Raw genomic sequence first — 13,605 nt, 5'->3', positions numbered from 1 at the left:
CTAGTTTTTCCGGGTGAAGTAAGTGTGGGTCCAGTTACCGCCGCCGTTGTACGAGCGGGGGAAGGTGTTCAGGGCACGGGTCGAATAACCGTAGATGGAGTCCGCGATCAGCAGGTAGCTGCCGTTGGTGCCATAAATCGCCAGGAAGTGCGCGCCGCCGCCAAACCAGGCACAGCGCAGGCCAATGGGGCGGCCCATGCCGATCTGGTTTTCGATGGCCGACAGCTGGATCGAGCCCTGGTTCATGCCGCCGAAGCTGCGGGTGGTGCGCAGCGCCGAATCCAGGTAGCCATACACGTTGCACGGCCCCGGCTGGTTGCAGCAGGTGTTGCGGCCCAGTTCCGTGTTGGCGACCCCGCACTGGGTCCAGGAGCCGGTGCGGTAATAGTTGCCGACCGAGGCCGACAGCGCGGCCCAGCACCAGTTGGTCTGAGTTTGCTGCTGAATGCTGAAGTTGAGGCTGGCGGCCAGCGCGGCGCGTTCCGCGTTGTCCTCGACCTCGCTCAGCCCGGCGTTCAGCAAAGTGCCGGCCAGGCACTGCGGCAGCGCCTCGGCAGGGCTTGTACGGATAAAGGGTGTGTCTTCAAGGGTTAGCATTTTCATCCTCCATGAGTGAAAACAAGCGTCCAGCTTGTGTCGTCGTTGCGTGTTGCGTGTTGCGTGTTGCGATGCAGCGTCTTGCGCAAGCCCGTGACCGGCCTATGGGGTTCGCCATCCTCGATGGCCTGTTCCGGCGGGCTCAGGGGTAACCTTAGTCGCGATATGCGTTTATGCAAATAAAATTATGCATTAATGCATTTTAATGGCTGCAAGCCGCTTGCTGGATGGCCGTCTGGAAGTCGTTTGAAAGGCAGCAATGACGATGGCCGGCGCCGCACGTCGGCATGGGCCGGGTTCGCGTGCCAGCCATTGCAGAATTGGAAGGGGCGCAGGGGGTGGCGCCATTGCCGGCAGTGGGCGACCGCAGGTCTGAAAGAACGCCAGGATCGATGATTTGGCCCGTCGCAGGCACAAAAACCTGCCATACAAGTTGAGCAACATTCAACGCGGAGTGTCACCAATGAGACTCTTATGGAAGGGAATCTCCAGATACACGGTGATCGGCATCGCCAACACCTTCATCCACTGGCTGGTGTTTTTCCTGCTGAGCCTGGTCGCGGGCCTCAGCCAGGCGCTCAGCAACCTGGCGGCCTTTTGTGTCGCGGCTTCGTTTTCCTTTTACATGAATGCGCGTTTCACTTTCGCCGCCAAGGCGTCGGTCGGCGGCTATCTGTTGTTCCTCGGGGGCATGGGCGCGCTGAGCCTGGGCGTCGGGTATGCCGGCGATGTGTGGCGGCTGCCCGGCCTGCTGACGGTGCTGGCGTTTTCGGCCCTGAGCCTGGTGGCGGGGTTCCTGTTCGCCAAGTACCTGGTGTTCCGCGAGTGTGAGCCATGAAGATCTCGCTGATCGTTCCGGTCTTCAACGAGGAACAGGCCATCAATCTGTTCTACCAGGCGGTGCGCCGCGAGTTGCGCTTCGAACAGGGCGAAGTCGAGATCGTCTTCATCAACGACGGCAGTTCCGACCGCACGGCCGAGGAGGTCAAGGCCCTGGCGCAGATGGACGAGCAGGTGCTGTTGATCAACTTTTCGCGCAATTTCGGCAAGGAACCGGCGCTGTTCGCCGGGCTGGAGCACGCCACCGGCGATGCGGTGATTCCCATGGACGTCGACCTGCAGGACCCGATCAACGTCATCCCGCGGCTGATCGAGGAATGGCGGAAGGGCGCCGATGTGGTGCTCGCCAAACGCCGCGGGCGTACCGCGGACAGCTATCTGCGGCGTTGCAGCGCGGCGCTGTTCTACCACCTGCTGAACCGTATCGCTTACACCCGGATCGAGGAAAATGTCGGCGACTTCCGGCTCATGGATCGCAAGGTGGTGAACGTGATCCGCACCTTGCCCGAGCATCAGTTGTTCATGAAGGGCGTCCTGTCGTGGGCCGGGTTCACCACGGTGGTGGTGGAATACGAGCGCGCCGAGCGGGTCGCGGGCAAGAGCAAGTTCAATGGCTGGAAGCTCTGGAACCTGGCGCTGGAGGGCATCACCTCGTTCAGCACCGTGCCGTTACGGCTGTGGACCTACGTCGGCGGCGGCATCTCGATTTTTGCCGTGCTCTATGCGGTGTACATGGTCCTGGACAAGATTTTCTTCGGCAACAATGTGCCGGGCTACCCCTCGCTGATGACCGCCATCCTGTTTCTCGGCGGCGTGCAATTGATCGGCATCGGCATCCTCGGCGAATACATCGGCCGGATCTATATCGAAGCCAAGCACCGGCCGCGCTATGTAATCAAGGACGTCATCGGCGGCAAAGACCGCCTGGGGCTCTAGCATGGGCAGAATGGGTAGCTTGCTCGGCGGGGAGCTCGGACGCCGCCAGGTCTGGCTGTTTTTCCTGGTCGCCACCTCGTTGTATGTGCTGCCGCTGATCCTCGCGGACTTTCCTTATATCGATGACAACTGGCGCTCGCTGTCGGCCGGCACCGCCTGGACAGAGCAGGGGCGGCTGTTCGCCGAGCTGTTCTACAAGGCGCTGACGTTCAGCAATGCCGCGCCGAACATCTTTCCCTTGCCCCTTTTGATCGCCACGCTGGCCATGGCTGCGGCCTTGAGCCGCCTGGCTTTCCACTATTATTCGCAGCCGACGCTGGCCGGCTGCCTGGTGCTGTTGCCGCTCTGGTACAACCCGTTCTTCCTACAGAACCTGTCGTATCAATACGACGGCCCGGCCATGGCCCTGAGCCTGGTGGCGGTGATCTACGCCATCGTCTATCGCAGCCCTTATCGCGCGCTGCAATGGCTGGTGCCGGCAGCGCTGGTGGCGCTGGCCATTGGGCTGTATCAGATCAGCCTCAACGTGTTTCTCGGCCTGTGCTGCCTGGAGGTGATCCGCGGCGCCAATGACCGCACCGCCTGGCCGCGCTGGTGGGAAATGATCGGCTGGAAAATCGCCCAGGCGGCCCTGGGCTGGATGATCTATTGCGTCACCGCCTACCCGTTCATGGAACAGACCCGCACCTTGCTGCTGAATGGGTCGGCGCAGCCCTTGCTGCAATTGCAAGTCAACATCGGCAGGGTGCTGGAAAAAGTCGCGCTGCTGTTTCACGGCGGGTTCGCCTGGGTGTTCGCCGCGCTGGCGCTGTGTGCCCTTGCCGGTTGCGGGTGCTTGGTGGCGAACCTGCTCAAGCGGCCGGACAGCGGCCTGAGAAAACTGGTGATGGGCCTGGCCTGTCTGCTCGCCTTGCTGCTGGTGATTGTGCTGGTGTCGGGAATCGCGCTGTTTTTCCGCGACTTCAATGAAGGCGCCCGGACCTTGATGGGCTTCGCAATGCTGTTGGTGCTGCTGTTCTATCTGAGCCACCTGGCGTTGGCGGCGCTGCATGAACGCTTGCCGCTGCTGCTGATGGTGCCGCTGCTGGCGATGCTGGCGCTGTCATTCGCTCATGGGCGGGTGCTGGTGGCGCAGAAAACCCTGGTGGCCAGCGCGCTGTTGAGCCTTGAGCGCGACATCACCAGCCATGCGCAGCTGCGCGAGGCCAAGCGCATTTATATGTCGGTGACCTATTCCGATCACTGGCTGCTGGCGGCGGCGGGTTCGTTCAAGCAAATGCCGGTGCTGCATTACCTGCTGAACATCGACTTCTTCATGCTGGCCGAGAACCTGCCCAAGGTGGGCATCACCAACGTGGTGGCGGAAAGGGAGCGGCGCAACGCCACCCGGGTCGGCTACCAGGGCTACCCGCCGCTGGTGGACAGCCGTTATTACCGGATCTACCTGCTGGGCGACTACGGTTTTATCGTCATGAAGGAACCGGCGCCGATCAAAACGCTGCAATGGTGAGGCGCCGGGCTTATCCGCAGGCTCAGAACTGATCCATCAGCAGCACACGGCATTCCCTGGCCTGGAAGGCGTTGATCTGGGGCACCAGGCGGGTGAAGTGCTCGGTCTGGCAATGGGCCTTGAGCGCCGCGCGGTCTGGCCATTGCTCGATAAAGATGAAGTGCCCCGGGTCTTGCTGATCGACGAACAGGTCGTAGGCGATGCAGTCCGGTTCCTGGCGGGTTTTCTCCACCAGTTCGGCGTACCAGGGGCGCACGGTGTTGAGGTGTTCGGGCTTGATGAAGTCTTCGGCGATGACTTTGAGCACTTGGGTTGCATCCTTTGCTTGTCGATGGATAACGCCCCGCCAGCGCGGCGGGGCGTCGAGCGGGGCCGGTCAGGCCGCGGCTTCGCTGTTGGGTTCGAAGCTGTCGGCGCGCGCCAGTTGCCACATGCGCGAGTAGAACTCGCCGCTGACGGCGCCGGTGAGCAGTTCGCCGGGCTTGAGGAACACATGCAGCTGCGAGAACAGCTTGATCTCGGTGGCCGACATGCGTCGCACCAGGTGCTTGGCTTCCAGTTGCGAGGGGTGTTGCAGGCCGGCGGCGGCGAGCATTTCGGCCAGGGCCTTGAGGGTGTTGCGGTGGAAGCTGAACACTCGCTGGGCCTTGTCCGGCACCACCAGGGCGCGCTGGCGCAGGTTGTCCTGGGTGGCGACCCCGGTCGGGCATTTGTTGGTGTGGCAGCTTTGCGACTGGATGCAGCCGATGGCGAACATGAAACCGCGCGCCGAGTTGGCCCAGTCGGCGCCGATGGCCAGCACGCTGGCGATGTCGAAGGCGCTGACGATCTTGCCGCTGGCGCCGAGCTTGATCTTGTCGCGCAGGTTCAGGCCGACCAGGGTGTTGTGCACGAACAGCAGGCCTTCGCGCATGGGCACGCCGATGTGGTCAGTGAATTCCACCGGTGCCGCGCCGGTGCCGCCTTCCTTACCGTCGACCACGATGAAGTCCGGGAGAATGCCGGTTTCCAGCATGGCCTTGGCGATGCCCATGAACTCCCACGGGTGGCCGAGGCAGAACTTGAAGCCCACGGGCTTGCCGCCGGACAGCTCACGCAGCTGCTGGATGAAATGCATCATTTCGATCGGCGTGGAAAAGGCGCTGTGGCTCGACGGCGAAATGCAGTCCTCGCCCATGCGGATGCCGCGGGTGTCGGCGATCTCCTGGGTCACCTTGTGCTTGGGCAGGATGCCGCCATGGCCGGGCTTGGCGCCCTGGCTCATCTTGATTTCGATCATTCGCACCTGCGGGTCCTGCGCCTGCCTGGCGAAACGCTCGGGGTCGAAACGGCCGTCGCTGGTGCGGCAGCCGAAATAACCGCTGCCCAGTTCCCAGGTCAGGTCGCCGCCGTTTTCGCGGTGGTAAGGGCTGATGCTGCCTTCGCCGGTGTCATGGGCGAAGTTGCCGAGCTTGGCGCCCTGGTTGAGGGCGCGGATGGCGTTGGCGCTGAGGGAACCGAAGCTCATGGCCGAGATGTTGAACACCGAAGCCGAGTACGGCTGCGTGCACTGCGGGCCGCCGACCGTGACGCGAAAGGTGCTCGGGTCGCTCAGGGGCGCCGGGCGCATCGAGTGGCCGATGAATTCGAAGCCCGACTGGTAGACGTCGACCAGGGTGCCGAACGGCTTGTCGGCGCTTTCATTCTTGGCCCGCGAATAGACCAGCGAGCGCTGGGCCCTGGAGAAGGGCAGGGCGTCGCTGTCGGATTCCAGCAGGTACTGGCGGATTTCCGGGCGGATGCCTTCGACCAGGTAGCGGATATTGCCCAGGATCGGGTAGTTGCGGCGCACCGCGTGAGGGCTTTGCAGCAGGTCGAAAATGCCTAGCAGGCTGAGCAGGGCGGTGACCAGGGTGATTGGCCAGAGCCAGTCATGTTCGAGGAAGGGCAAGCTGGCGAGGGTGAAAATCACGCAGGCAGCAAAGAAGGCGTAGCGGCTCAGGAGGGACAGGCTCATACGGTTTCCTTGGTTCGGACTCTATAGATTTCGTTCTTGGGTACTCATTCTTCTTGTGTGGCCAACGATCTTGTTGTTGTAGAGAACGGCGCTGGCGCGGCAAGTGCGCGCGCGGCAGCGCCGGGCGTCAGGCATGTGCGCCCGGCGAAAAATCGAAAACAGCGGGGCTGGAGCTGATGCCCAGCGTGCCGTGAATAGGTGTTTCTTGTGGGGCTTCAGGGTTTGGGCAGCGCTTTGCAGCTTACGAGCGATCTCCTTGCCGGAGCAACTTTTAAGCAGCAAGTGCCCGCCTGCCACCGGGCGCAGGCGAGGGCGATAGACGATTTGCAGCTTTTCTTATTGCAACTGGTTATCGTTTACGCGATTGAATAATGTTACTGTATAACGCATTCAATCATTGCCCAGCCCTCGGAGACTGCCATGAAAGCCAATATCCATCCCGCCTACCGCACCGTGCTGTTCCACGACACTGCAGCCGACGTGTATTTCCTCATCGGCTCTACCGTGGACACCGACCGCACCCAGCGGCACAGCGATGGCAACACCTATCCCTACGTCACCCTGGACGTTTCCAGCGCCTCGCATCCGGTCTACACCGGCCAGCAGCGCAAGACCCAGTCCGAAGGCCGGATTGCCGGCTTCAACAAGCGCTTTGCCTCGTTCGGCTCGACCAAGGCCAACAATCCTTGATGGCTCTGCCGTTCCTTTTCGCGTGCCAGCGCGCGGCTGCAAAGGACTTGCAGCTGCGGCTTGGCGCCCGCCTGTCACCTCGCCCGGGGCGCCGGGTGTATTGAAAAAACAGCGGCCGACTGTGTCGTGACGAGGCCGCGCCAGGCATGGGATCCTTGCCGCCTCGCGTAATCGATCCAGGTTTTTCATGACTCTTTCAAGCGCCACATCCCCCCTTATCCATATCGCCGCGGCCCTGCTGATCGGCCCTGATGGCCGCACCTTGCTGGTACGCAAGCGCGGCACCCAGGCCTTCATGCAACCGGGCGGCAAGATCGAACCGAACGAACTGCCGGCCCAGGCTTTGGCCCGCGAGCTGGAAGAAGAGCTCGGGCTGCGTATCGACCCGGCCGACGCACATTACCTGGGGCGTTTTTGCGCGCCGGCGGCCAACGAGCCGGGTTTTGTGGTCGAGGCCCAATTATTCCGCCTCGACCTGGATACCCACGAGGTGCAGCCCGCAGCGGAAATCGAAGAGGTTTGCTGGGTTGATCCGGCAGACGCCGACGAACGCACATTGGCACCATTGACACGCGACCTGATCTTGCCGTTTTATCGCGCCTCGCAACTGGCCTCGGCCTGATTTTTCAAGGACAAAGGATTGCCCATCATGATTCCCCTTCACGACATGTTGATCTTCATCGCCGCAGCCTTGCTGATGGTGCTGACCCCCGGCCCCAACATGATCTACCTGATCTCCCGTTCGATCTGCCAGGGCCGCCGCGCGGGCGTAACCTCGCTGGTCGGCGTGGTGGCCGGTTTCTTCGTCCACCTGTTTGCCGCGGCCATCGGCCTGACCGCGGTCTTCATGACCGTGCCGGTGGCCTATGAAGTGCTCAAGTGGGTCGGTGCCCTGTACCTGATGTGGCTGGCCTGGCAGGCCCTGAAGCCCGGCGCGCGTTCGCCGTTCGAGGCGCAGCAGCTGCCGCCGGACTCTTCGCGCAAGCTGATCCTGATGGGCTTTCTCACCAGCGCCCTGAACCCGAAGATCGCGGTGTTCTACCTGTCGGTCTTCCCCCAGTTCATCAGCCCGGAACATGGTTCGGTGTTCACCCAGAGCATCATCCTCGGCCTGACCCAGATCAGCGTAAGCTTCAGCGTCAACCTGCTGATCGCGCTGTTCGCTTCGGGCATCGCCGCCTGGTTCGTGCACAACCCGCTGTGGCTGGCGACCCAGCGTTATTTCATGGGCTTCGTGCTGGCCGGGTTGGCGGTGCGTCTGCTGCTGGAACAACGCCAGACGGTCTGATTCTTCACCCCCGGAGCCTTGAGCAAGCATGTCCATCCAGCGCCTCGATGCCGGCGACGCCACTGCCTACCGCGCGCTGATGCTCGAGGCCTACGAGCGTCATCCGCAGGCCTTTACTTCCAGCGTCGCCGAACGTGCGGCGATGCCCCTGAGTTGGTGGGAGGCGCGGCTGAACAGCCCGCTGGACCTGTTGCTGGGGGCGTTCGAGGAGGGCGAGCTGGTGGGCATCGTCGGGCTGGCGTTCGAGGTCCGGGAAAAGGCCCGGCACAAGGCCACGCTGTTCGGCCTGTATGTGGCGCAGCCCTATCGCCACGGCGGCCTGGGCTACCGGCTGGTCCAGGCGCTGCTGCAAGAAGCGCGCAAGCGCCCCGGCTTGCGGTTGGTGCAACTGACGGTCACCGCCGGCAACGACGCCGCCCTGGCGCTGTACCGGCGCTGCGGTTTCGTCCAGTTCGGCCTGGAGCCGCTGGCGGTGCGGGTGGAGGACCAGTACTTCGATAAACTCCACCTCTGGCGTGAAGTCGCTGCCGCGTCCTGAGCCGGGTCTGCTCGTTTTTCAACGCACGGCGCTGACGCCGTCCAGGGTCGAGAACGAGGTGTCCTTGGCGGTCAGCAGGAAGTCGCGCATATAGGGCGCATCCAGCATGTCGGCGCGGATCGCCGCGTACAGCGTGGCGAACAGGCCTTTTTCCCCCAGGCGCTTGGCCTTCACATAACCCCGCGAGCTGTATTCATGCAGCGCCCAGTGGGGCATGCCGCACACGCCGCGGCCGCTGGCCACCAGTTGCATCATCATCACCGTCAGTTCCGAGGTTCGCACCTGGGCCGGCTCGATGTCGGCGGGTTCCAGGAAGCGGGTGAAGATATCCAGGCGATCGCGCTCCACCGGGTAGGTGATCAGGGTTTCGCTGAGCAGGTCTTCCGGGACGATGTAGGGCTTGCTGGCCAGGCGGTGCTGGTTGGCCACCGCGAGCATGGCTTCGTAGGTGAACAGCGGCACATAGGTGATGCCCGCCAGCTCCAGCGGGTCGGACGTCACCACCAGGTCCAGGTCGCCACGGGCCAGGGCCGGCAGCGGGGCGAAGGAGAAACCCGAGGCCAGGTCCAGCTCGACTTCGGGCCAGGCGTCGCGGAACTGGTCGATGGTCGGCATCAGCCACTGGAAGCAGCTGTGGCATTCGATGGCCATGTGCAGGCGCCCGGCGGTGCCGCCGGCCAGGCGGGAAATGTCCCGTTCGGCGGCGCGCAGCAACGGCAGGGTAGCGTCCGCCAGTTGCAGCAGGCGCAGGCCGGCGCTGGTGAAGCGCACCGGCTTGGTCTTGCGCACGAACAGCGGCATGCCCATGCGTTCTTCCAGTTCCTTGAACTGATGGGACAGGGCGGACTGGGTCAGGTGCAGGCGTTCGGCGGCTTCGACCAGGCTGTCGGCTTCGCGCAGGGCGTGCAGGGTCTTCAGGTGACGGATTTCGAGCACCAGGGTCTCCATGAGTAGATTTTGTGATCAACACGAAAAGGTTGAGTTTGTCTCATGTTGGCTGGGCTGTCGACAATAGCGCCATCTTTTACAGGGAGGAACACCTCATGGCCTTGGCCCACACCCTTGGTTTTCCGCGCATCGGCGCCGACCGCGAATTGAAAAAAGCCCTCGAATCCTACTGGAAGGGTGACCTCGACCAGCAGGCGCTGCACGACGTCGGGCGCCAGCTGCGGGCCCGGCACTGGCAGATGCAGAAGGACGCCGGTATCGACCTGCTGCCGGTCGGCGATTTCGCCTGGTACGACCAGGTGCTGACCCATTCGCTGACCTTCGGTGTAATTCCCGCGCGTTTCGACGGCAGCAAGGACGCCCAGGGCCAGCCGACCCTCGACACCTTGTTCGCCATGGCCCGCGGTGCCGCGGCTGGTTGCTGTGCTGGCGACCACGCCCAGACCCAGTACGCCCAGGAACTGACCAAGTGGTTCGACACCAATTACCACTACCTGGTCCCGGAATTCAGCGCCGACCAGTCGTTCAAGCTGAGCTGGGAGCAACTGTTCGACGAGGTCGATGAAGCTCACGCCCTCGGTCATCGGGTCAAGCCGGTGATCATCGGTCCGCTGACCTATCTGTGGCTGGGCAAGGCCAAGGGCAACGACTTCAACAAGCTCGAACTGCTGGAGCGCCTGCTGCCGGTCTATGGCGAAATCCTCAACCGCCTCAAGGCCCAGGGCGTGGAGTGGGTGCAGATCGACGAACCGATCCTGACCCTCGACCTGCCGCAGGAATGGAAGAGCGCCTTCGAGCGGGCTTACCACATCCTCCAGTATTCGCCGCTGAAAAAGCTCGTGGCCACTTACTTCAGCGGCTTGCAGGACAACCTCGGGCTGGCCGTCGGGCTGCCGGTGGACGGCCTGCACATCGACGCCGTGCGGGCGCCGGAGCAACTGACCCAGGTGCTCGACCGTCTGCCGACCTACAAGATTCTGTCCGTGGGCCTGGTCAACGGTCGCAACGTCTGGCGCTGCGAGCTGGAGCAGGCGCTGGCGCAGCTGCAAGCGGCGCAGGAGCGCTTTGGCGACAACCTCTGGGTCAGTAGTTCCTGCTCCCTGCTGCACAGCCCGGTGGACCTGTCGCGTGAAGACCAGCTGGATGCCGAGCTGAAAAGCTGGCTGGCCTTTGCTGTGCAGAAATGCGGCGAAATCTCGGTGCTGCGTGACGCCCTGAACGACCCCCAGGCCCCGGCGGTGCAAGCGGCCCTGGCCGCAAGCCGTAAGGTGCAGGCCAGCCGTGCGCAATCGCCACGGATTCACAAGGCCGAGGTCCAGGCGCGGCTCAAGGCGGTCACCGCCGCCGACAGCCAGCGGCAATCGCCGTTTGCCCAACGCATTGCCCGGCAGCATGCCCGGTTGAAGCTGCCGGTGTTCCCGACCACCACCATCGGTTCGTTCCCGCAGACCGCCTCGATCCGCCTGGCGCGCCAGGCATTCAAGCAGGGCAAGCTGTCGAACAACGATTACACCGACGCCATGCGCTGCGAAATCCGCCATGCGGTGCAGGTCCAGGAGCGCCTGGGGCTGGACGTGCTGGTCCATGGCGAAGCCGAGCGCAACGACATGGTCGAGTACTTCGCCGAGCAACTGGACGGCTACCTGTTCACCCGCTTTGGCTGGGTGCAGAGCTACGGGTCGCGCTGCGTGAAACCGGCGGTGATCTACGGCGACCTGAGTCGCCCGCAGGCCATGACCGTTGACTGGATCACCTACGCCCAGAGCCTGACCGACAAGGTGATGAAGGGCATGCTCACCGGGCCTGTGACCATGCTGATGTGGTCCTTTCCCCGCGAGGATGTACCGCGTGAAGTGCAGGCCCGGCAGCTGGCGCTGGCCCTGCGCGATGAGGTGGTGGACCTGGAAAAGGCCGGGATCAAGATCGTGCAGATCGACGAAGCGGCGTTCCGCGAAGGCCTGCCGCTGCGCCGGGCGGACTGGCAGCCGTACCTGGACTGGGCGGTGGAAGCGTTCCGCCTGACCGCCTGCGGGGTGCGCGACGAAACCCAGATTCACACCCACATGTGCTACAGCGAATTCAACGACGTGATCCAGGCCATCGCGGCCATGGATGCCGACGTGATCACCATCGAGACGTCGCGTTCGGACATGGAGCTGCTGGAAGCGTTCGAAGCCTTCGACTACCCGAACGACATCGGCCCGGGCGTGTATGACATCCACTCGCCGCGGGTGCCGGACACCGCCGAGATGGTCAAGCTGATGAGCAAGGCGGTCCGGCGCATCCCCGCCGAGCGCTTGTGGGTCAACCCCGACTGCGGCCTGAAGACCCGCGCCTGGCCGGAAACCGAAGCGGCGCTGGTCAACATGGTCGCCGCCGCTCGTCGGCTGCGTAACCAGCTGGCCTGACCCATCCCCACACCTGCCTCCGGGCTGGGGCACGATGCTGCGGGCTTTTGTAGCCGCTGCCGCAGTCTGCGATCGGCCCGAAGGGACGTAGCGATCTTGAGTTCGCTGAAGGCCCTTCGGGCCTTTTCGCAGCCTTCGGCAGCGGCTACAGGGTTTTATGACCGCTGGGGCAATCTTCATCAAACTGTCACGTAACTGTGGCAGCGCGCTTGATCAAAGTTCATCAGACTCGCGCTCTACTGGGTTTCTGCGTTTCGGTGTTTTTCCATGTGGGCAAGAGTGTTTTCTACAACCGTTTTCCTGGCCGCACTGCTGTTCGGCCTGCCGTCTCAGGCGGCGTCTCGCTGTGATGTCAACGTACCGACCCAACGGGTCGAGCTGGAGCAGGTGAGCCTGGCCTACCAGAGCATCGGCCGTGCCTCCGATCCGGCGCTGCTGTTGGTGATGGGCCTGGGTGGGCAATTGATCCATTGGCCGGACGAAGTGGTCGTTGCCCTGTGCCAGCAGGGGTTCCGGGTGATCCGTTACGACAACCGCGACGTTGGCCTGTCCACCTGGCGCCAGGCGCCGGCCAGCGCCAACCTGACGTTCGAGGTGCTGCGCTACAAGCTCGGCCTGCCGGTGGCAGCGCCCTATAGCCTGACCGATATGGCCGACGATGCCCTGGGGCTGATGAGTGCCTTGCAGGTCGAGCGGTTCCATGTCCTGGGCGCGAGCATGGGCGGGATGATCGCCCAGCACATGGCGGCGATGGAGCCGCGGCGGGTCGAGAGCCTGACGCTGATCATGACCAGCTCCGGCGCCGAAGGCCTGCCGGCGCCCAATGCGGCGCTGGTGCAGTTGTTGTCGCGGCGCGGCGCGCCGAACCGTGAGGTGGCGCTGGAGCAACAGGCCGACCTGCTGGCGGCCCTTGGCAGCCCGCAGGTCGTCGACGATCGCCAGGCGTTGCTGCACCAGGCGGCGGAGGCCTATGACCGCGCCTTCAACCCGGAAGGGGTGAAGCGCCAGATCATGGCGATCCTCGCCGAACCGAGCCGGGTGGCCTTGCTCAACCAGCTGCGCGTGCCGACGCTGGTGGTACATGGCACCGCCGATCCGCTGCTGCCGGTGATGCACGGCGTGCACCTGGCGGCGCATATCCAGGGCAGCCAGTTGAAGCTGATCCCGGGCCTGGCCCATCGCTTCCAGGAAGCCTTCAAGGCGCCGTTGCTGGCGGCGGTGCTGCCGTACCTGCAAAGCCATCGCGAAGACACTTCGCACTGGGCGCGAATCGACCCGCAGTCGACCCTCAACCTCCTGTAACCGCGCTTCGCCGCACGACTTCGTGGGCACAAGGCCTGCCCGCGATGGGTATCAATGGTAATGCGCTGTGGCGGATGGAGCGCCGCTTTGCGGCTGTCGCGAGCAAGCTTCGCTCCTACGGGGGCGGGGTGATGGTGATGCTGTGGAGTGCCGCTTTACGGGGCTTTTTGTAGGAGCGAGGCTTGCCCGCGATGACGATTTCAGGGGCTCTGCGGCTACCGCTCAGGCGTGTACGCGGACCCAGACGCTGACCAGCACGCTCGCGGCCATCAGCCAGGCCACCGCGGCCACTGCCAGGGAGGCTTCCAGGCGCAGGCGGTCGACCATCACGTAGAGGGTCGCCAGGTACACGAAGTAGGGAATGATCGACCACATGCCGAACACGATGGTGGTCTTCAAATCATCGATGGAGCGGCCCTTGCCGACGATGTAGTGGGCGATCAGGGCGAAGGTCGGGAACAGCGGCACCAGGCCAGCGATGTAGTAATTCCTGGTCTTGGCCAGGGCCGCGAGGATCACCACCACGGCGGCGCCCAGGCAGGCTTTGAGCAA

14 protein-coding genes are annotated in these 13,605 nt (G+C 63.6%); 9 read left to right on the top strand and 5 right to left on the bottom strand.

The window, feature by feature from the left end:
- A complete protein-coding gene (locus tag BLV20_RS13960) occupies positions 1-597 on the bottom strand; it encodes a papain-like cysteine protease family protein (protein ID WP_092302360.1) in 597 nt (198 codons plus the stop codon).
- A 463-nt stretch (positions 598-1,060) separates the two neighbouring features.
- Between BLV20_RS13960 and BLV20_RS13955 the strand changes: the two genes are divergently transcribed.
- Genes BLV20_RS13955 through BLV20_RS13945 form a run of 3 tightly spaced genes read left to right on the top strand, consistent with a single transcriptional unit; the run spans position 1,061 to position 3,883 of the window.
- Positions 1,061-1,435 carry a GtrA family protein gene (locus BLV20_RS13955; RefSeq protein ID WP_092302358.1) on the top strand — a complete coding sequence of 125 codons (375 nt, stop codon included), beginning with the start codon at positions 1,061-1,063 and terminating at the stop codon, positions 1,433-1,435.
- A complete protein-coding gene (locus tag BLV20_RS13950) occupies positions 1,432-2,373 on the top strand; it encodes a glycosyltransferase family 2 protein (protein ID WP_092302356.1) in 942 nt (313 codons plus the stop codon). The genes BLV20_RS13955 and BLV20_RS13950 overlap by 4 nt, the downstream gene beginning before the upstream one ends.
- Before the next feature lies 1 nt (position 2,374).
- Positions 2,375-3,883: a glucosyltransferase domain-containing protein gene (locus tag BLV20_RS13945; protein ID WP_092302354.1), complete on the top strand. Its 1,509-nt coding sequence runs from the start codon at positions 2,375-2,377 to the stop codon at positions 3,881-3,883.
- A 22-nt stretch (positions 3,884-3,905) separates the two neighbouring features.
- Here the strand turns inward: BLV20_RS13945 and BLV20_RS13940 are convergent, their stop codons facing one another.
- The gene (locus BLV20_RS13940; RefSeq protein ID WP_092302352.1) at positions 3,906-4,190 is read right to left on the bottom strand and encodes a putative quinol monooxygenase; all 285 of its coding nucleotides are present in this window, start codon (positions 4,188-4,190) and stop codon (positions 3,906-3,908) included.
- Positions 4,191-4,259: 69 nt separating this feature from the next.
- Positions 4,260-5,879: an FMN-binding glutamate synthase family protein gene (locus BLV20_RS13935; protein WP_092302350.1), complete on the bottom strand. Its 1,620-nt coding sequence runs from the start codon at positions 5,877-5,879 to the stop codon at positions 4,260-4,262.
- 420 nt (positions 5,880-6,299) lie between these two features.
- Between BLV20_RS13935 and BLV20_RS13930 the strand changes: the two genes are divergently transcribed.
- The 4 genes from BLV20_RS13930 (at position 6,300) to BLV20_RS13915 (ending at position 8,395) form a co-directional block, all read left to right on the top strand.
- Entirely contained in the window at positions 6,300-6,569 is a 270-nt protein-coding gene (locus BLV20_RS13930) for a type B 50S ribosomal protein L31 (RefSeq protein ID WP_092302348.1), read from the top strand.
- 187 nt (positions 6,570-6,756) lie between these two features.
- Positions 6,757-7,191, top strand: a complete 435-nt coding sequence (locus tag BLV20_RS13925; RefSeq protein WP_092302346.1) for an NUDIX hydrolase — start codon at positions 6,757-6,759, stop codon at positions 7,189-7,191.
- A gap of 27 nt (positions 7,192-7,218) precedes the next feature.
- Positions 7,219-7,857 carry a LysE family translocator gene (locus BLV20_RS13920; RefSeq protein WP_092302344.1) on the top strand — a complete coding sequence of 213 codons (639 nt, stop codon included), beginning with the start codon at positions 7,219-7,221 and terminating at the stop codon, positions 7,855-7,857.
- 28 nt (positions 7,858-7,885) lie between these two features.
- Positions 7,886-8,395, top strand: coding sequence for a GNAT family N-acetyltransferase (locus tag BLV20_RS13915; protein WP_092302342.1), 510 nt, complete (start codon positions 7,886-7,888; stop codon positions 8,393-8,395).
- Between the two features lie 18 nt (positions 8,396-8,413).
- Here BLV20_RS13915 and metR read toward each other — a convergent pair whose 3' ends face one another.
- Positions 8,414-9,331, bottom strand: coding sequence for a transcriptional regulator MetR (gene metR / locus BLV20_RS13910; protein WP_007930536.1), 918 nt, complete (start codon positions 9,329-9,331; stop codon positions 8,414-8,416).
- A gap of 107 nt (positions 9,332-9,438) precedes the next feature.
- Between metR and metE the strand changes: the two genes are divergently transcribed.
- Positions 9,439-11,751: a 5-methyltetrahydropteroyltriglutamate--homocysteine S-methyltransferase gene (gene metE, locus BLV20_RS13905; RefSeq protein WP_092302340.1), complete on the top strand. Its 2,313-nt coding sequence runs from the start codon at positions 9,439-9,441 to the stop codon at positions 11,749-11,751.
- Between the two features lie 267 nt (positions 11,752-12,018).
- Positions 12,019-13,053, top strand: a complete 1,035-nt coding sequence (locus tag BLV20_RS13900; RefSeq protein ID WP_092302338.1) for an alpha/beta fold hydrolase — start codon at positions 12,019-12,021, stop codon at positions 13,051-13,053.
- 222 nt (positions 13,054-13,275) lie between these two features.
- Here BLV20_RS13900 and BLV20_RS13895 read toward each other — a convergent pair whose 3' ends face one another.
- Positions 13,276-13,605, bottom strand: a complete 330-nt coding sequence (locus tag BLV20_RS13895) for a GlpM family protein (RefSeq protein ID WP_161705298.1) — start codon at positions 13,603-13,605, stop codon at positions 13,276-13,278.

The organism is Pseudomonas sp. NFIX28 (assembly GCF_900107395.1).
Lineage (GTDB): Bacteria > Pseudomonadota > Gammaproteobacteria > Pseudomonadales > Pseudomonadaceae > Aquipseudomonas.
The sequence above is the reverse complement of the archived record's forward strand: the minus strand, read 5'-3'. Positions and strand labels throughout refer to the sequence as shown.